This window comes from Kitasatospora sp. LaBMicrA B282 (assembly GCF_050325825.1).
Taxonomy (GTDB): domain Bacteria; phylum Actinomycetota; class Actinomycetes; order Streptomycetales; family Streptomycetaceae; genus Kitasatospora.
The window spans coordinates 8,196-28,033 of record NZ_JBNQTI010000124.1; the positions used below are offsets into that span (position 1 = coordinate 8,196).

At 76.5% G+C, this 19,838-nt stretch carries 2 protein-coding genes; both read left to right on the forward strand.

Going from position 1 to position 19,838, the window contains the following annotated elements:
- Window positions 1–73: 73 nt before the first annotated feature.
- On the forward strand, window positions 74–14,776 hold the full coding sequence (locus ACQRUO_RS27830) for a type I polyketide synthase (protein ID WP_428318839.1): 14,703 nt from the start codon (window positions 74–76) through the stop codon (window positions 14,774–14,776).
- A gap of 93 nt (window positions 14,777–14,869) precedes the next feature.
- Window positions 14,870–19,838, forward strand: a 4,969-nt coding sequence (locus ACQRUO_RS27835; protein ID WP_428318840.1) for a type I polyketide synthase, incomplete at its 3' end; no start/stop codon positions are given.

A 19,838-nucleotide genomic window follows, 5' to 3' on the forward strand; every position in this document is an offset into this window, starting at 1 on the left:
CACGCTCTGTCGGCGAGATTCCTGAACCGGTGCCAGCGGGGGATTCCCGGCTGCCTCGATGAGGTGACGTGCTGTGGAGAATGTAGAGAAGCTTCGGGACTACCTCAAGCGGGTGTCGACCGACCTGCGGCAGACCCGCCAACGGCTGCAGGAGGTCGAGGCCGCCCGCGAGGCCGAGACCGGGCAGGAGCCGCTGGCCGTCGTCGCGACGAGCTGCCGGCTGCCCGGCGAGGTGCACAGCCCCGAGCAGCTGTGGGAGCTGGTCCGGGCGGGCCGGGACGTGGTCTCCGCCCTGCCCGCCGACCGCGGGTGGGACCTGGCCGGACTCTACGACCCGGACCCGGCCAAGCCCGGCACCAGCTACGCCAGGGACGGCGGCTTCCTCTACGACGCCGACCACTTCGACGCCGGCTTCTTCGGCATCGCGCCGCGCGAGGCGCTGGCCATGGACCCGCAGCAGCGGCTGCTCCTCGAGACCGCCTGGGAGGCCTTCGAGCGGGCCGGCATCGACCCGGCCACCGTCCGGCGCACCCCGGCCGGCGTCTTCGTCGGGGTGAGCAACCAGGGCTACGCCACCGGCCTGTCCGTGCTGCCCGAGGAGGCCGAGGGCCACCTGCTGACCGGCGGCTCGGCCGCCGTGGCCGCCGGCCGGATCGCCTACACCTTCGGCCTGGAGGGCCCGGCGGTCTCGATCGACACCATGTGCTCCTCCTCGCTGGTCGCGCTGCACCTGGCTGCCCAGTCGCTGCGCCGCGGCGAGTGCTCGCTGGCCGTGGTCGGCGGCGCCACCGTGATGGCCACCCCGATGGCCTTCATCGAGTTCAGCCGGCAGCGGGGGCTGGCCGCCGACGGCCGCTGCAAGCCGTTCGCGGCCGCCGCCGACGGCACCGGCTGGGCCGAGGGCGTCGGTGTGCTGCTGCTGGAGCGGCTCTCCGACGCCGAGCGGCTGGGCCACCCGGTGCTGGCCGTGCTGCGCGGCAGCGCGATCAACCAGGACGGCGCCAGCAACGGCTTCACCGCCCCGCACGGCCCCTCCCAGCAGCGGGTGATCCGGGCCGCCCTGGCCGACGCCCGGCTGACGCCGGACCAGGTGGACGTGGTGGAGGCGCACGGCACCGGCACCACGCTGGGCGACCCGATCGAGGCGCAGGCGCTGCTCGCCACCTACGGCCAGGGCCGGGCCGCCGGGCAGCAGCCGCTCTGGCTCGGCTCGGTGAAGTCCAACCTGGGGCACACCCAGGCCGCCTCCGGCCTGGTCGCGGTGATCAAGACGGTCGAGGCGCTGCGGGCCGGCGTGCTGCCGAGGACCCTGCACGTGGACGCGCCCTCGCCGCACGTGGACTGGACCTCGGGCGCGGTCGAGCTGCTCACCGAGGAGCGGCCGTGGCCGGAGACCGGGCGGCCCCGCCGGGCCGGCATCTCCTCCTTCGGTGCCAGCGGCACCAACGCGCACGTGATCCTGGAACAGGCCCCGGAGCCGACCGGGGTCGAGCCCGAAGCCGGCCCCGAGACCGACCCCGCGCCCGCCTCCGCGCTCCCCGAGCAGCCCGCCGGCCACCTCCCGCGGACGCTGGCCTGGCCGCTCTCCGCCCGCGACGCCGTCGCCCTGCGCGGCCAGGCCGAGCGCCTGCACCGCCACCTGACCGCCGACCCGCAGCTGCCGCTCGGCGACGTCGCCCACGGGCTCGCCACCGCCCGCGCCGCCCTGGAGCACCGCGCGGTGCTGGTCGCCGAGGACCGTGACGGGTTCCTGGCCGCGCTGACGGCGCTGGCCGCCGACACCGACAGCCCGGCCGTGGTGCGCGGCACCGCTGCCGAGGCGCGCGACCGGGTGGTCTTCGTCTTCCCCGGCCAGGGCTCCCAGTGGGTCGGCATGGCCACCGAACTGCTCGACACCGCACCGGTGTTCCGGGACCGGATGACCGAGTGCGCCCGGGCGCTGGCGCCGTTCACCGACTGGTCGCTGCTCGACGTGCTGGACGACGCCGCCGCCCTGGAGCGGGTGGACGTGGTGCAGCCCGTGCTCTGGGCGGTGATGGTCTCGCTGGCCGAGCTGTGGCGCTCGCTCGGCGTGCAGCCGGGGGCGGTGCTCGGCCACAGCCAGGGCGAGATCGCCGCCGCCGTGGTCGCGGGCGCGCTCTCGGTCGAGGACGGCGCCCGGGTGGTCGCCCTGCGCAGCAAGGCGATCAACGCCATCGCCGGCCGCGGCGGCATGGTCTCGGTGCCGCTGCCGCAGGCCGCGGTGCGCGAGCGGATCGCGGCCCGGCCCGGCCTGTCGATCGCCGCGGTCAACGGCCCCGCCTCGGTGGTGGTCTCCGGCGACGACGACGCGCTCGGCGAGCTGCTGGCCGCCTGCCAGGCCGAGGACGTCCGGGCCCGCCGGATCCCGGTGGACTACGCCTCGCACTCCGCGCACGTCGAGCAGCTCGAGGACGAGCTGCTGGCCGCCCTCGCCCCGATCAGCCCGCGCTCGGGGGACGTCCCGTTCTGGTCCACCGTCACCGGCGAGCTGATCGACACCGCCGGGCTGGACGCCGGGTACTGGTACCGCAACCTGCGCCGCACCGTCGAGCTGGAGGCCACCACCCGCGCCCTGCTCGCCGCCGACCACACCACCTTCGTCGAGGTCAGCCCGCACCCGGTGCTCACCATGGCGATCCAGGAGACCGCCCCCGAGGCCGTGGTCACCGGCACCCTGCGCCGCACCAAGGGCAGCCTCGCCCGCTTCCTCAGCTCGGCCGCCGAACTCCAGGTCACCGGTGTCCCGGTCAGCTGGCCGGCGTCGGCCGGCGCCGCTCGGACGACCGGCCGGGGCCGGGTCGACCTGCCCACCTACGCCTTCCAGCACCAGCGCTACTGGCTGCACCCCGAGCAGCCCACCGCGCTCGCGCAGGCCCCGCTGCGCACCGAGGACACCCTGTTCTGGAACGCGGTCCAGGACGGCGACCTCGCCGCGCTGGCCGCGACCCTCAAGCTGCCCGCCGACGCCCCGCTGAGCAGCGTGCTGCCCGCGCTGGCCGACTACCGCCAGGGGCAGCTCGAGCGCGCCACCGTGGACGGCTGGCGCTACCGGATCGCCTGGCGGCCGGCCCAGGCCGCCCCCGGCGCCGCGCCGACCGGTGACTGGCTGGTCCTCGTCCCGGCCGGGCACCTCGCCGACCCGCTGGTCACCGGCGTGCTCGACGGGCTGACCCGGCACGGCGTCACCGTGCTGCCGCTGGTCCTCGACATCGACTCGGAGGACCGCGCGGCGCTGGCCGCCGAGCTGCGCGCCGCCGGCCTCGCCACCGCCACCGGCCTGCTCTCGCTGCTCGCCCTCGACGAGCGGCCGCACCCCGCCCACCCCGGCCTGCCCGCCGGCCTGCTGCACACCCTGCTGCTCACCCAGGCCCTGGTCGACGCCGAGGCCCGACTGCCGCTCTGGCACGCCACCCGGGACGCGGTCGCGGCCGCACCCGGTGACTGCCTGGCGCACCCCGAGCAGGCCCAGGTCTGGGGCCTGGCCCGGGTGGTCGGCCTGGAGCAGCCCCAGCTCTGGGGCGGTCTGGTCGACCTGCCCGCCGAACTCGACGCCCGCACCACCGCGCTGCTGGCCGCCGTGCTGGCCCCCGGGCAGCAGGAGGACCAGGTGGCGGTCCGGGCCGCCGGGATCCTGGCCCGCCGGCTGGAGCGCGCCGCGCCCGTCGACCCGGCGGCCGGTCCGTGGCGGCCGCGCGGCACCGCGCTGATCACCGGCGGCACCGGCGGCCTGGGCGCGCACGTGGCCCGCTGGCTGGCGAAGGCCGGCTGCGAGCACGTGGTGCTGACCAGCCGTCGCGGGCCCGCCACCCCCGGCGTCGACCAGGTGGAGGCCGAACTCGCCGCGCTCGGCTGCCGGGTGACCGTCGCCGCCTGCGACGTGGACGACCGCGCCCAGCTGGCCGAGCTGGTCGAGCGGGTGCAGGCCGACGGCTCGCGGATCCGCACCGTGATCCACTCCGCCGGCATCGGCATCCTGGTCCCGCTGGCCGGCACCGACCCGGCCGAGTTCGCCGCCGGTGCCGCCGGCAAGACCGCCGGCGCCCGCAACCTCGACGCGGTCTTCGACGAGGACACCCTCGACGCCTTCGTGCTCTTCTCCTCGGTGGCCGGCGTCTGGGGCAGCGGCGACCACGGCTCCTACGCCGCCGCCAACCACTACCTGGACGCGCTCGCCGAGCACCGCCGGGCCCGCGGCCTGGCCGCCACCTCGATGGCCTGGGGCATCTGGGACCCGCGCGGCGGCCGCGACGCCGGCGGCATGGCCGTGGACATCGTGCAGGAGCAACTGCGCTGGCGCGGCATCCCGTTCATGGCGCCGGAGCTGGCGATCAGCGGGCTGCAGCAGGCGCTGGACGCCGACGAGACCTTCCTGATCTGCGCGGACATCGACTGGGACCGGTTCGTCCCGGTCTTCACCGCGGCCCGGCGCCGCCCGCTGCTGGAGGGCGTGCCGGAGATCGTGGCGATCCTGGACGCCGCGGCGGCCCCCGCCGCCGGGCCGGCCGAGCAGCCGGACGGCGGGCTGCGCGGCCGCCTGACCGGCCTGCCCGCGGCCGCGCAGGACCGGACGCTGCTCGAGCTGGTCCGCGCCCAGGTGGCCGCCGCCCTCGGCTACGGCGGGGCCGAGGCGGTCGACGCCGCCCGCGCCTTCCGCGACCTCGGCTTCGACTCGCTCACCTCGGTCGACCTGCGCAACCGGCTGAACGCCGCCACCGGGCTGCGGCTGCCGGTCGCCGTGGTCTTCGACTACCCGAACGCGGTGGCGCTGGCCAGGCACCTGCTCGCCGAGCTGGTCGGCACCGCGGCACCGGCCGCGCCCGTCCCGGCCGCGCGGCCGCTGGACGACACCGAGCCGATCGCCGTCGTCGCGATGGGCTGCCGCTTCCCCGGCGGGGTCGACTCGCCCGAGGCGCTGTGGCGGCTGGTCGCCGACGAGGTGGACGTGATCGGGGAGTTCCCGACCGACCGCGGCTGGGACCTGGCCGGCCTCTTCGACGACGACCCCGACCGGGCCGGCCACAGCTACGCCCGCACCGGCGGATTCCTGTACGGAGCGGGCGAGTTCGACGCCGCCTTCTTCGGCCTCTCGCCGCGCGAGGCGCTGGCCATGGACCCGCAGCAGCGGCTGCTGCTGGAGACCTCCTGGGAGGCCCTCGAGCGGGCCGGCCTCGACCCGGCCGCGCTGCGCTCGACCCCGACCGGCGTCTTCGTCGGTGCCGGCAACTCCGGCTACGGCGCCACCGGAGCCACCGCCGAGACCGCCGAGGGCCACCTGCTCACCGGGACCGCGGGCAGCGTGATGTCCGGCCGGATCGCCTACACCCTGGGCCTGGAGGGCCCGGCGGTCACCATCGACACCGCCTGCTCCTCCTCGCTGGTCGCGCTGCACCTGGCGGTGCAGTCGCTGCGCAACGGCGAGTGCGAACTGGCACTGGCCGGCGGCGCCTCGGTGATGTCCGCGCCGACCGGCTTCACCGGCTTCAGCCGCCAGCGCGGGCTGGCCGTCGACGGCCGCTGCAAGGCCTTCGCGGCCGGTGCGGACGGCATGGGCCTGGCCGAGGGCGTCGGCATGCTGGTGCTGGAGCGGCTCTCCGACGCGCAGCGGCACGGGCACCCGGTGCTCGCGGTGGTCCGCGGCACCGCGATCAACCAGGACGGCGCCTCCAACGGCCTGACCGCGCCCAACGGCCCGGCCCAGCAGCGGGTGATCCGCGCGGCGCTGACCAACGCCGGTCTGACCGCCGACCAGGTCGACGCGGTCGAGGCGCACGGGACGGGCACCAAGCTGGGCGACCCGATCGAGGCGCAGGCCATCCTGGCCACCTACGGTCAGGGCCGCGCGGCCGAACGGCCGCTCTGGCTGGGCTCGTTGAAGTCGAACATCGGGCACGCGCAGGCGGCGGCCGGCGTGGCGGGTGTGATCAAGATGGTGCAGGCGATGCGCGCGGGCGTGCTGCCGCGCACCCTGCACGTGGATGCGCCGACCCCGCACGTGGACTGGTCGGCGGGCGCGGTCGAGCTGCTGACCGAGCAGCGGGCGTGGCCGGAGACCGGCGAGCCGCGCCGGGCGGGGGTGTCCTCGTTCGGGATGAGCGGTACCAATGCGCACGCGATCCTGGAGGCGGCGCCGGCGCCGGCTGAGCTGGCCGCTCCGGTGGACGTCGAGCTGCCGAGCGCCGATGTCGTGCCGTGGGTGCTCTCCGGCAAGTCGGTGGCGGCGTTGCGGGGGCAGGCGGCGGCGTTGGGGGTGGTGGCGGACGCGGAGCCGGTGGCGGTGGGGCGGGCGTTGTCGGGGTCGCGGACGCTGTTCGAGCACCGGGCGGTGCTGCTGGGCGGCGACCGGGCGGGTGCGCTGGCCGCGCTTGCCGCGGGCGAGCGGGCGGCGGGCGTGGTGCAGGGGGCGGCCGGCGACGGCCGGGAGCGGGTGGTGTTCGTCTTTCCGGGGCAGGGGTCGCAGTGGGTGGGGATGGCTGCGGAGCTGCTGGTGGAGTCGCCGGAGTTCGCGGCGCGGATGGCGGAGTGCGCGCAGGCGTTGGCGCCGTTCGTGGAGTGGTCGTTGCTCGAGGTGTTGGGCGATGCGGCTGCGTTGGAGCGCGTCGATGTGGTGCAGCCGGTGTTGTGGGCGGTGATGGTGTCGCTCGCGGAGGTGTGGCGGGCGCATGGGGTCATGCCTGCGGCGGTGGTGGGTCACAGTCAGGGTGAGATCGCGGCTGCGGTGGTGGCCGGTGCACTCTCGCTGGCGGACGGCGCGCGGGTGGTGGCCCTGCGCAGCAAGGCGATCAGGGCGATTGCCGGGCGCGGTGGGATGGTGTCGACGGCGTTGCCGGCCGAGCGGATCGCGGCCGGCTGGGCGGGTCGGCTGTCGGTGGCGGCGGTGAACGGGCCTGGTTCGTTGGTGGTGTCGGGTGACAATGATGCCCTCGACGAGTTGCTGGCCGCGTGTGCGGCGGAGGGGGCGCGGGCGCGCCGGATTCCGGTGGACTACGCCTCGCACTCGGCACATGTCGAGGCGTTGGAAGCGGAGTTGCTGGAGGTCCTGGCGCCGATCGTGCCGCGGTCCTCGCTGGTGCCGTTCCATTCGACGGTGACCGGTGAGCTGTTGGACACCGCGGGGTTGGACGCTGGGTACTGGTACCGCAATCTGCGGCAGACCGTGCAGCTGGAGCCGACCGTGCGTGCCCTGCAGGCTGCCGGTCACACGGTGTTCGTGGAGGTCAGCCCGCACCCGGTGCTCACGCTGCCGGTGCAGGAGACCGCCCCGGAGGCGGTCGTCACCGGCACCCTGCGCCGCGACGAGGGCACGCTGACCCGCTTCCTGACCTCCGCCGCCGAGTTGTTCGTGCGGGGCGTTGCGGTCGACTGGCGGCTGCCGGCCGGCGCGGGCCGGGTCGAGTTGCCCACCTACGCCTTCCAGCGCAAGCACTTCTGGCTCACCGCGCCCCCGGCCGTGGCGGCCACCGCGGTGGACCGCGAGTTCTGGGAGACCGTCGAGCGAGCCGACCTGGGCGCCTTCGCGGCCGCGCTGCGGCTGGACGACGACGCGCCGCTGAGCTCGGTGCTGCCCGCGCTCTCCTCCTACCACCGGGCCGGCCGCGACCGCTCGACCGTGGACGGCTGGCGCTACCGGGTCCGTTGGCAGCCGCTGACCACCGAGCGCACCGCGGCGCCCACCGGCAGCTGGCTGCTGGTGCTGCCGGCCGCCCGCGCCGACGGCGCGGAGGCCGCTGTGCTCGCGGCGGGCCTCGGCAGCCGCACGGTGCCGCTGGTCCTCACCCCCGAGGAGGGCGAGCGCGCCGTCCTCGCAGACCGGCTGCGCACCGCGTCCGCGGCGGAAGCCGACGGGTTCGCCGGTGTCCTCTCGCTCCTCGCTCTGGCCGAACCGGCGACCGGGGACGAGGCGTTCGCGCAGCTGGTCGGTGCCGGCGCGGCGCTGCTCCAGGCGCTCGGCGACGCCGGGGTGGGTGCGCCGCTCTGGCTGGCCACCCGCGGCGCGGTATCGGTCGGCGCCGTGGAGCCGCTGGCCGCGCCCGAGCAGGCGCTGCTCTGGGGCCTGGGCCGGGTGGCCACCGTGGAGCACCCGGACCGCTTCGGTGGTCTCGTGGACCTCCCGGCCGAGCTCGACCAGCGCGCGGTGGCGCGGCTGGCCGAGGTGCTGGGCGCCGGCCGGGAGAACCAGGTGGCGGTGCGCGCCGCCGGTGTCTTCGGCAAGCGGCTGGTGCGCGCGGGCGGCTCGGTCCGTCCGGGCCCGGGTTGGCGGCCGGCCGGCACCGTGCTGGTGACCGGCGGCACGGGCGGTCTGGGCGCCGAGGTGGCCCGCTGGCTGGCGGCCGGCGGCGCCGAGCACCTGGTGCTGACCAGCCGCCGCGGCCTGGCCGCGGCCGGGGCCGCGGAGCTGGCCGCCGAGCTGACCGAGAGCGGAGTCGAGGTCACCGTCGAGGCCTGTGACGTGACGGATCGTCAGGCTGTTGCCGGGCTGTTGGAGCGGCACCTGGTGCGTGCGGTCTTCCACACCGCCGGGGTGCTGGACGACGGGGTGCTCGCCACCCTGACCGCCGAGCGGGCCGCGAGCGTGCTCGCGCCCAAGGTGCTCGGCGCTCGCCACCTGCACGAGCTGACCGCGGGCCGGGAGCTGGACGCGTTCGTGCTCTTCTCCTCCTCGGCGGCCACCCTGGGCGGCCCCGGGCAGGGCAGTTACGCCGCCGCCAACGCCTACCTGGACGCGCTCGCCCGCCACCGGCAGGACGCCGGGCTGGCGGCCACCGCGGTCGGCTGGGGTGCCTGGGGCGCGGTGGGGCTGGCCGCCGGCGGCATCAGCGAGCAGCTGAGCCGGCGCGGCGTGCTGCCGATGCCGCCGCAGTTGGCGATCGCCGCGCTGCAGCGGGCGCTGGACGAGGGTGACGCCCAGGTGCTGGTGGCCGACCTCGACTGGCCGCGCTACCTGCGCGAGTCGCCGGTCGACCTGGCCGGTCCGCTGCTGCGGGAGCTGCCCGAGGCCGTGGCCGTCGCGGCGGCCGAGAGCGGCCCGAACGGCGCCACCGAGACCGAGGGCCCGGCCCTGCACCGCCGCCTGCACGCGCTGCCGGCGGCCGAACAGCTGGACCGGCTGGTCGAGTTGGTCCGCGGCGAGGCCGCCGCGGTGCTCGGCCACGACGGCACCGACGCGGTCGGCGCCGACCGGGCCTTCCGCGACCTGGGCTTCGACTCGCTGACCGCGGTCGAGCTGCGCAACCGCCTGGCCGCCGCCACCGAACTGCGGCTGCCGGTCACCCTGGCCTTCGACTACCCGACCGCGGGCGTCCTCGCCGGCCACCTGCACGCCGAGCTGTTCGGCGCGCAGCAGAGCCGGCCGGCGACGGCCGCGCCGCTGCCCGGCCGGGCAGCCGACGAGCCGATCGCCATCGTCGCCATGAGCTGCCGATTCCCGGGTGGCGTCCGCAGCCCCGAGCAGCTCTGGCAGCTGGTCCGGGACGGGGTCGACGTGGTCTCCGGCTTCCCGGCCGACCGCGGCTGGGACCTGGCCGGCCTCTACCACCCGGACCCGGACCACCCCGGCACCAGCTACGCCCGCGAGGGCGGGTTCCTGCACGACGTGGCCGAGTTCGACCCCGGCTTCTTCGGGATCGGGCCGCGCGAGGCGGCGGCCATCGACCCGCAGCAGCGGCTGCTGCTGGAGACCTCCTGGGAGGCCTTCGAGCGCGCGGGCATCCGCCCGGAGACCGTGCGCGGCAGCCGGACCGGTGTGTTCATCGGGTCCAACTACCACGACTACGGCTCCTGGCTGCGCAGCACCCCCGAGGGCCTGGAGGGCTACCTGGGCCTGGGCAGCGCGCCCAGCGTCACCTCGGGGCGGCTCTCCTACACCTTCGGTCTGGAGGGCCCGGCGGTCACCGTGGACACCGCCTGCTCCTCCTCGCTGGTCGCGCTGCACCTGGCGGTGCAGGCACTGCGTTCCGGCGAGGCCGACCTGGCGTTGGCCGGCGGTGTGACGGTGATGGCCACCCCCGCCACCTTCGTGGAGTTCAGCCGGCAGCGGGTGCTCTCGCCCGACGGCCGCTGCAAGCCGTTCGCGGCCGCGGCCGACGGCGCCGGCTGGTCCGAGGGCGTCGGGCTGCTGCTGGTCGAGCGGCTCGCCGACGCGGAGCGGCTCGGGCACCCGGTGCTCGCGGTGGTCCGCGGCACGGCGGTGAACCAGGACGGTGCCTCCAACGGGCTGACCGCGCCGAACGGGCCGTCCCAGCAGCGGGTGATCCGGGCCGCGCTGGCCAACGCGCAGCTGAGCAGCGCGGACGTCGACGCAGTGGAGGCGCACGGCACCGGCACCGAGCTGGGCGACCCGATCGAGGCCCAGGCGCTGCTCGCCACCTACGGCCAGGAGCGCCCCGCCGACCAGCCGCTGCTGCTCGGCGCCCTCAAGTCCAACCTGGGCCACACCCAGGCCGCGTCCGGCGTGGCAGGTGTGATCAAGATGGTGCAGGCGATGCAGCACGGCGTGCTGCCGCGCACCCTGCACGTGGACGAGCCGACCCCGCACGTGGACTGGGCCAGCGGCGCCGTCGAGCTGGTCACCGAGCAGCGCGACTGGCCGGCGACCGGGCACCCGCGGCGCGCGGGCGTCTCCGCCTTCGGCATCAGCGGCACCAACGCGCATGTGATCATCGAGCAGGCCCCGGCCGTGACCGCTGCCGCCCCGGCGCAGGCGCAGGCGCCGGCCGTCGCCGACGGCCCGGTTCCGCTGCTGCTCTCCGCGCGCGGCGCCGAGGCCCTGCGCGAACAGGCCGAGCGGGTGGGCGAGTTCCTCGCCTCTGACCGGGCCACCCCGGCCGCGGTGGCCGCCGCGCTGCTGCGCACCCGCTCGGTCTTCGAGCACCGCGCGGTGGCCCTGGACCAGGCGGCGCTGGCGGCCCTGGCGCGCGGTGCGGAGGCGCCGGGTCTGGTCCGCGGTACTGCGGCGGCCTCGGGTCGCACCGCGTTCCTGTTCACGGGGCAGGGGTCGCAGCGGGTGGGGATGGGGCGTGAGTTGTATGCGGCGTTCCCGGTGTTCGCGGATGCGTATGACGCGGTGTGTGCGCGGTTGGATGTCGAGCTCCCTGCTGATGACGCCGTGCATCAGACCGGGTTTGCGCAGCCGGCGCTGTTCGCTCTCGAAGTCGCGTTGTTCCGGCTGCTGGAGTCGTGGGGCGTGAGCCCGGATGTGGTGATGGGTCACTCGGTGGGCGAGATCGCGGCGGCGCATGTGGCCGGGGTGTTCTCGCTGGAGGATGCCTGCACCCTGGTCGCCGCCCGTGGCCGGCTGATGCAGGCCTTGCCGGCTGGTGGGGCAATGGTGGCGGTGCAGGCCACGGAGGCGGAGGTGCTGCCGTTGCTCACCGACGGCGTCTCGATCGCCGCGGTCAACGGGCCGCAGGCCGTCGTGGTCTCCGGCGATGAGGCCCCGGCCCTGGCGGTCGGTGCGCACTTCGAGGAGCTGGGTCGGAAGACTAGGCGTTTGCGGGTCTCGCATGCGTTTCACTCAGGCGCTATGGACGCGATGTTGGTGGAGTTCGGCGAGGTGGTGCGTGGGCTTTCGCCTGCTGTGCCGCGGATCGCGCTGGTCTCCAACCTGAGCGGCGCGCTGGTGAGCGACGAGGTCTGCGACCCCGCCTACTGGGTGCGTCATGTCCGCGAGGCGGTCCGGTTCCACGACGGCATCCAGACGCTGGCCGCCCAGGGGGTGACCCGCCTGCTGGAGGTCGGCCCCGACGGCACCCTGACCGCGCTGGCCCAGGACAGCCTGCCCACCGAGCCCCGGGTCGCGGCGACCGCGCTGCGCAAGGACCGGCCCGAGGTGCAGTCCTTCCTGACCGCGCTCGCCGAACTCCACGTCGACGGCGCACCCGTCAGCTGGCAGCTCCCGGCCGACCCCGCCCACCTCGACCTGCCCACCTACCCCTTCCAGCGCGAGCGCTACTGGCTGGACGCCGCCCCCGAGACCGGGGATGTCGCCGCGGCCGGCCTGGCCTCGCCCGAGCACCCGCTGCTCGGTGCCGCCGTCGCCTTCGCCGACCGCGACGCCTACCTGCTCACCGGCCGGCTCTCGCTCGCCACCCACCCCTGGCTGGCCGACCACGCCTTTGCGGGCGTGGCACTGCTGCCGGGGACGGCGTTCGTCGAACTGGCGGTGCGGGCGGGCGACCAGGTGGGCTGCGGCCGGGTCGAGGAGCTGACCCTGGAGGCCCCGCTGACCTTCCCGGAGCGGGGTGCGGTGCAGCTCCAGGTCGCGGTCGGCGAGCCCGACGCGGCGGGCCTGCGGACCCTGACCGTGCATTCGCGCCCCGCCGACGCCGCGGCCGACGAACCGTGGACCCGGCACGCCGCCGGGCTGCTCGGCGCCGCCGAACCGGTCCCCGCGGCCGACGCCGACGCGCTGGTCAGCTGGCCGCCGGCCGGCGCCGCGGCCCTGCCGGTCGAGGACCTGTACCAGCGGTTCGAGGCCAACGGATTTGGCTACGGCCCCGCCTTCCAGGGGCTGCGGGCCGCCTGGCGGCTGGGCGAGCAGGTCTTCGCCGAGGTCGCGCTGCCCGAAGCCCAACTGGCCGAGGCCACCCGCTTCGGCCTGCATCCGGCCTTGCTGGACGCCGCCCTGCACACCGTGGCGTTCAGCACGCTGGCCGAGACCCGGGGCAGCACGCTGCCGTTCGCCTGGAGCGGCGTCACCCTGCACGCGGCCGGCGCGGCCGTGCTCCGGGTGCGGTTGACGCCGGCCGGGCAGGACGGCGTGTCGGTCCTGGTGGCCGACACGACCGGCCGCCCGGTGGCCGGGGTCGACTCGCTGGTGCTGCGCCCGGCCAAGGCCGAGCAGGTGCGGGCGGCCGCGGCCGGCGCACACCGCTCGCTCTACAAGCTGGACTGGCCGGTGCTGCCGGTGGCGCCCGCGACCCTGGACCGGGTGGCCCTGGTCGGCCCGGACCACGTCGGCCTGGGCGATGCGCTGAAGGCCGCCGGCGGGTCGCCGGAGGTGCACGCCGCGCTCGACACGCTCGGCCGGGACGGCTCCGTGCTGCCCGACACCGTGCTGGTCGCGCTGGCGCCGGCCGGCGACGACGCTCGCGCCGCGGCCGGGCAGGCGCTGGAACTGGTGCAGCGTTGGCTGGCCGAGGAGCGGTTCGCGGGGGCCCGGCTGGTGCTGGTCACCGAGGGCGCGGTCGGCCTGGACGGCGAGGACGTCCGGGACCTGGGCGGCGCGGCGGCCTGGGGCCTGGTGCGCTCGGCGCAGTCGGAGCACCCGGGACGCTTCGTGCTGGTGGACCTGGACGAGGAGTCGCGGGCGCTGCTGCCCGCCGCCCTCGCCGCCGAGGCGGAGCCGCAGCTGGTGCTGCGGGCGGGCGCGGTCCGGGCGGGCCGGCTGGTCCGGGTACCGGCCGAGGCCGCCGCGGCACCGGTCGTCTTCGACCCGACCGGCACCGTGCTGGTGACCGGCGCGGGTGGCGGCCTCGGCTCGCTGGCGGCGCGTCACCTGGTCACCGGTCACGGGGTGCGGCACCTGCTGCTGCTCGGCCGCAGCGGGATCGCACCCGAACTGGTCGCCGAACTGACCGGGTTGGGTGCCGAGGTCACCGCCGCCGCCTGCGACGCGGGTGACCGGGACGCGCTGGCCAGGGTGCTCGGCGGGATCCCCGCCGCGCATCCGCTGACCGGCATCGTGCACGTCGCCGGAGTGCTGGACGACGGGGTCGTCGAGGCGCTGACGCCCGAGCGGCTGGACCGGGTCTTCCGCCCCAAGGTCGACGCGGTGCACCACCTGCACGAGTTGACGATGGATCAGGAAATTGCCGCGTTCGTGTTGTTCTCCTCCCTCTCGGGCACCTTCGGCGGCACCGGACAGGGCAACTACGCGGCGGCCAACGCCTACCTGGACGCCTTCGCCCGGCACCGCCGGGCGCACGGCCGGCCCGCCGTCTCGCTGGCCTGGGGCCTGTGGGCGCAGCCCAGCGGCATGACCGGCAAGCTGGACGAGGCCGACCTGCGCCGGATCGCCCGCGGCGGCATCGCCCCGCTGGGCAGCGCCGAGGGCCTGGAGCTGTTCGACGCCGCCCTGGCGGCCGGTGAGCCGGTGCTGGTGCCGGCCAAGCTCGACGCCGACACCCTGCGGGCCACCGACGGCAGCGTTCCGGCGCTGCTGCGCGGCCTGGTCCGCACCCCGGTGCGCCGGGCTGCGCAGAGCACGGCACCGGCGGCGGACGCGGTCGAGGAGCTGCGCGCCCGACTGGCGGCGCAGGGCGCCGAGGAGCGGGCCAGGACCCTGGTGGAGCTGGTCCGCGGCCATGCGGCCACCGTGCTCGGGTACGCCCGGCCGGAGGCCGTCGAGCTGGAACGCGGCTTCCTGGACCTGGGTTTCGACTCGCTCAGCGCGGTCGGTCTGCGCAACCGGCTGACCGCCGCCACCGGGCTGCGGCTGCCCGCCACCCTGCTCTTCGACCACCCGACGGTGGCAGCCCTCGCCCGGCACCTCGACGAGGAGCTGCGGCCGGCGGCGCCGTCCCCCGCGGTCCCGTCCGACTTCGGCGACCTGGCCGCGCTGGACGCGGCCGCGCTCGCCGAGATCGCCCGCAACGAGCAGGCCCGCACCCGGCTCACCGCCCGGCTCCAGGACATCCTGGCCCAGCTCGGTGCGGCGACCCGGGCGGCCGGGCCTGAGACGGCCACCGTCGCGCAGCAGATCGAGTCGGCCTCGGACGACGAGATCTTCGACTTCCTGGACGAGCTCGGCATGGAGTGACCCGCCGAGCCCGACCCGAAGTCCGGCCCCACCGCACGCCCCGTACGCCGATCCCGACCAGCCTGGCCGTCGAAAGAGGAGTGACACCCAGCCGTGAGCGAGGACAAGCTTCGCGACTACCTCAAGCGCGCGACGACCAACCTGGCCGAGGCCCGGCAGAAGCTGCGCGAGCTGCAGGAGCGTGAGCAGGACCCGATCGCGATCGTCGCGATGAGCTGCCGCTACCCGGGCGGGGTCGCCTCGCCCGAGGAGCTGTGGCAGCTGGTCGAGCGCGGCACCGACGCGATCTCGCAGTTCCCCACCGACCGTGGCTGGCCCGAGGACCTGTACCACCAGGACCCGGACCAGCCCGGCCGGAGCTACACCCGCGAGGGCGGCTTCCTGCACGAGGCGGCCCGGTTCGACCCGGGCTTCTTCGGGATGTCGCCGCGCGAGGCGCTGGCCACCGACCCGCAGCAGCGGCTGCTGCTGGAGACCGGCTGGGAGCTGTTCGAGCGCGCCGGGTTGGTGCCGGCCGAGCTGCGCGGCAGCCGGACCGGCGTCTTCCTCGGCGTGATGTACAACGACTACGGCTCGCGGATCCGCGAGATCCCGCCGGGGCTGGAGGGCTACCTCGGCAACGGCAGCGCCGGCAGCATCGCCTCCGGGCGGCTCTCCTACACCTTCGGTCTGGAGGGCCCGGCAGTCACCGTCGACACGGCCTGCTCCTCCTCGTTGGTCGCGCTGCACTGGGCCTGCCAGGCGCTGCGCAGGGAGGAGTGCTCGCTGGCGCTGGCCGGCGGGGCGGCGCTGATGGCCAGCCCCGGCGTCTTCGTCGAGTTCAGCCGGTTGCGCGGGCTGGCCGCGGACGGCCGCTGCAAGTCCTTCGGGGCGGGCGCGGACGGCACCGGCTGGGCCGAGGGCGTCGGCCTGCTGCTGCTCGAACGGCTCTCCGACGCCCGGCGCAACGGGCACCCGGTGCTGGCCCTGGTCCGCGGGTCCGCGATCAACCAGGACGGTGCCAGCAGCCGGCTGACCGCGCCCAACGGCCCGGCCCAGCAGCGGGTGATCCGGGCTGCCCTGGCCAACGCCGGCCTGACGGCCCGTCAGGTCGACGTGGTCGAGGCGCACGGCACCGGGACCACGCTGGGCGACCCGATCGAGGCGCAGGCCCTGCTGGCCACCTACGGGCGCGAGCACGACGCCGAAGCACCGCTCTGGCTCGGCTCGTTGAAGTCCAACATCGGCCACACCCAGGCGGCCGCCGGGGTCGGTGGCGTGATCAAGATGGTCCAGGCGATGCAGCACGGCCTGCTGCCGCGCACCCTGCACGCCGAGCAGCCGACCGAGCAGGTCGACTGGTCGGCGGGCGCGGTGGAGCTGCTGACCGAGGCGCGGGAGTGGCCGGCGACCGGCGAGCCGCGGCGGGCCGGGGTGTCCTCGTTCGGGGTCAGCGGCACCAATGTGCACGCGATCCTGGAGGAGGCGCCGGCGGCGGAGCCCGCTCCGGCGGAGGTCGAGCCGCCGCGCCCCGCGGTGGTGCCGTGGGTGGTGTCCGGGCGGACGGCCGAGGCGCTGCGCGCACAGGCGGCCGCGCTGGCGGCGCTGGCGGACGCGGACCCCGTCGCGGTGGGGCAGGCGCTGGTGCGGTCGCGCTCGCTCTTCGAGCACCGGGCCGTGCTGGTGGGCCCGGACCGGGCGGGCGCGCTGGCGGCGCTCGCCGCCGGGGAGCCGGCCGCGGGCCTGGTCCAGGGCGTGGCGGCCGCGCAGGGGAAGGTGGCCTTCGTCTTCCCGGGTCAGGGCTCGCAGTGGGTCGGCATGGCGGCCGAACTGCTGGACTCCGCGCCGGAGTTCCGGGATCGGATGGAGCAGTGCGCTGCTGCGCTGGCGCCGTTCGTGGACTGGTCTCTGCTCGAGGTGCTGGGCGATGCCGCCGCGCTGGAGCGGGTCGACGTGGTGCAGCCGGTGCTCTGGGCGGTGATGGTCTCACTCGCGGAGCTCTGGCGCGCCCATGGTGTCCAGCCGTCCGCGGTGATCGGGCACAGTCAGGGCGAGATCGCCGCCGCCGTGGTCGCGGGTGCGCTGTCGCTGGCGGACGGCGCCCGAGTGGTGGCGCTGCGCAGCCAGGCGATCCGGGCGATCGCCGGCCTGGGTGGCATGGTCTCCACCGCGTTGCCCGCCGAGCGGATCGCCGACTGGGGCGGTCGTCTCTCGGTGGCCGCCGTCAACGGCCCCGGCTCGCTGGTGGTTTCGGGCGACAACGACGCGCTCGACGAACTGCTCGCGCTCTGCATGGCAGAGGACGTCCGGGCCCGCCGGATTCCGGTGGACTACGCCTCGCACTCCGCCCACGTCGAACAGCTGGAGGCCGAACTCCTCGACGTGCTGGCCCCGATCACCCCGCGCACCGCCACCGTCCCGTTCTACTCCACCGTCACCGCCGAGCCCATCGACACCGCGCAGCTGGACGCCGCCTACTGGTACCGCAACCTGCGGCAGACGGTCGAGCTGGAGGCCACCACCCGCGCCCTGCTGGCCGACGGCCACACCGTGCTGGTGGAGGTCAGCCCGCACCCGGTGCTCACCCTGCCGCTCCAGCAGACCGCCCCCGAGGCCCTGGTGACCGGCACGCTGCGCCGCGACGAGGGCACCCTGCTGCGCTTCCTGACCTCCGCTGCCGAACTCCACGTGGCCGGCGTCCCGGTCAGCTGGCCGTTCCCCGCCGGCGCGCCCCGGATCGACCTGCCCACCTACGCTTTCCAGCGCACCCGCTACTGGCTCGACGCCCCGGACCCGGCCGGCGATCCCGGCACCGTCGGCATCGCCGCCACCGGACACCCGCTGCTCGCCGGGCTGGTGCCGCTCGCCGACGGTGACGGCTGGCTCTTCACCGGCCGGCTCTCGCTGCGCAGTCACCCCTGGCTCGGCGACCACCGGGTGCAGGGCGCGGCGATCCTGCCCGGCACCGCCTTCGCCGAGCTGGCGATGCACGCCGGCGACCAGGTCGGCTGCGACCGGGTGGCCGAACTCGTGCTGGAGGCACCGCTGGTGCTGCCCGAGGACGGTGCGGTCCGGCTCCAGCTGCGGCTCGGCGAGCCGGACGCCGCCGGGACCCGCAGCCTCACCGTGCACTCCCGGGCGGAGCAGGCCGCTGCCGAGTCGCCCTGGACCCGGCACGCCACCGGCACCCTGGCCCGGGCCGCCACCGAGGCCCCCGAGGCCGATCTGACCGCCTGGCCGCCGGCCGGCGCCACCCCGCTGGAGCTGGCCGAGGGCTACTCCGCGGCCGCCGAGCAGGGCCTGGAGTACGGCCCGGCGTTCCGCGGCCTGCGGGCCGCCTGGCGGCGCGGTGCGGAGCTGTTCGCCGAGGTCGAACTGCCCGGCGAGCCGGAGCAACTGCCCGCGCAGGTCCGCGGCTTCGGTCTGCACCCGGCCCTCTTCGACGCCGCGCTGCACATCGCCGGCCTGCGCACCGACGCGGCCGGCGAGTCGGCGGAGCACGACGGCACCCTGCTGCCGTTCGCCTGGCGCGGGTACGCGCTCGCCGCCACCGGCGCGACCGCCCTGCGCGTCCGGGTGCTGCCGACCGCGGCCGACGAACTCTCGGTGCTGCTGGCCGACCACACCGGCGCCCCGGTCGGCTCGGTCGAGGCGCTGGTGCTGCGCCCGCTGCCGAGCGGTGCGCTGCGGGCCGCGGGCGCGCTGCCGGCGGACTCGCTCTTCCGTCCGGTCTGGCGTCCGTTGCCCGGCGCGGCCGCGACCACCGGCGACGCCTGGACGGAGCTCGGCGACGCCCTGCCGGGCCTGTCGGCCACCCGGCACCGCGACCTCGCCGCGCTGCACGCGGCCGGCGAGGTGCCGGAGACCGTGTTGTTCGGCGTGTTGGCCACCTCCCTCGACACGCCGGCGGGCGGCGGCATGGCCGGCAGCGCCACCGGCGAGGCCACCGCCGCCGCCGTCCGGGCCGCGCTCACCGCCGGCCTTGCCACCGTGCAGGCCTGGCTGGCCGACGAGCGCTGCGCGGCGGCGCGGCTGGTGCTGGTCACCCGCGGCGCGGTCGAGGCCCGCCCGGGCGAGGGCGTGGCCGACCTGGCGGGCGCCGCGCTCTGGGGCCTGCTGCGCTCGGCGCAGTCGGAGCACCCGGGCCGCTTCACCCTGGTCGACCTGGACCCGGCCACCGCGCCCGCCGACCAGCGCCCCGCGCTGGCCGCCGCCCTCGCCACCGGCGAGCCGCAACTGGCGCTGCGCAGCGGTGCGCTGACCGTGCCCCGCCTGGTCCGTGAGCCGGCCCCGGCCACGACCCCCACCGCCGCCCCCGTCTTCGGCGACGGCGCCGTGCTGATCACCGGCGGCACCGGCCTGCTCGGTGGCCTGACCGCCCGTCACCTGGTCACCCGGCACGGCGTGCGCCGCCTGGTGCTCGCCGGCCGCCAGGGCGAGCGGGCTCCCGGCGCCGCCGAACTGCGGGCCGAGCTGCTCGAGCTGGGCGCCACCGAGGTGACCCTGGCCGCCTGTGACGCCGCCGACCGCGCCGCCCTGGCCGCGCTGCTCGCCGCCCACCCGGTGACCGGCGTGGTGCATGCCGCCGGGGCGCTGGACGACGCCACCGTCGGCTCGCTCACCCCGGAGCGGCTGGACCGGGTGCTCGCGCCCAAGCTGGACGCGGTGCTCAACCTGCACGACCTGACGCTCGATCAGGACTTGGCCGCCTTCGTGCTGTTCTCCTCCGCGGCCGGTGTGCTCGGCGCGCCCGGCCAGGGCAACTACGCGGCGGCCAACGCCTTCCTGGACGCCTTCGCGCAGCAGCGCCGGGCCGCCGGCCGCCCCGCGCTCTCGCTCGCCTGGGGGCTGTGGGCCGAGCGCAGCGCCCTGACCCGCAAGCTGGACGCCGCCGAGGAGCGCCGGGTGGCCGGCACCGGCATGCGGCCGCTCGACTCCGCGCAGGGCCTGGCGCTGCTGGACGCCGCCCTCGCGGGCGAGGCCGCGCTGCTGGTCCCGGCCCGGCTCGACCCGGCCGTGCTGCGCACCCTGGGCCCGACGCTGCCCGCGCCGCTGCGCGACCTGGCACCCGCCGCCCGGCGCG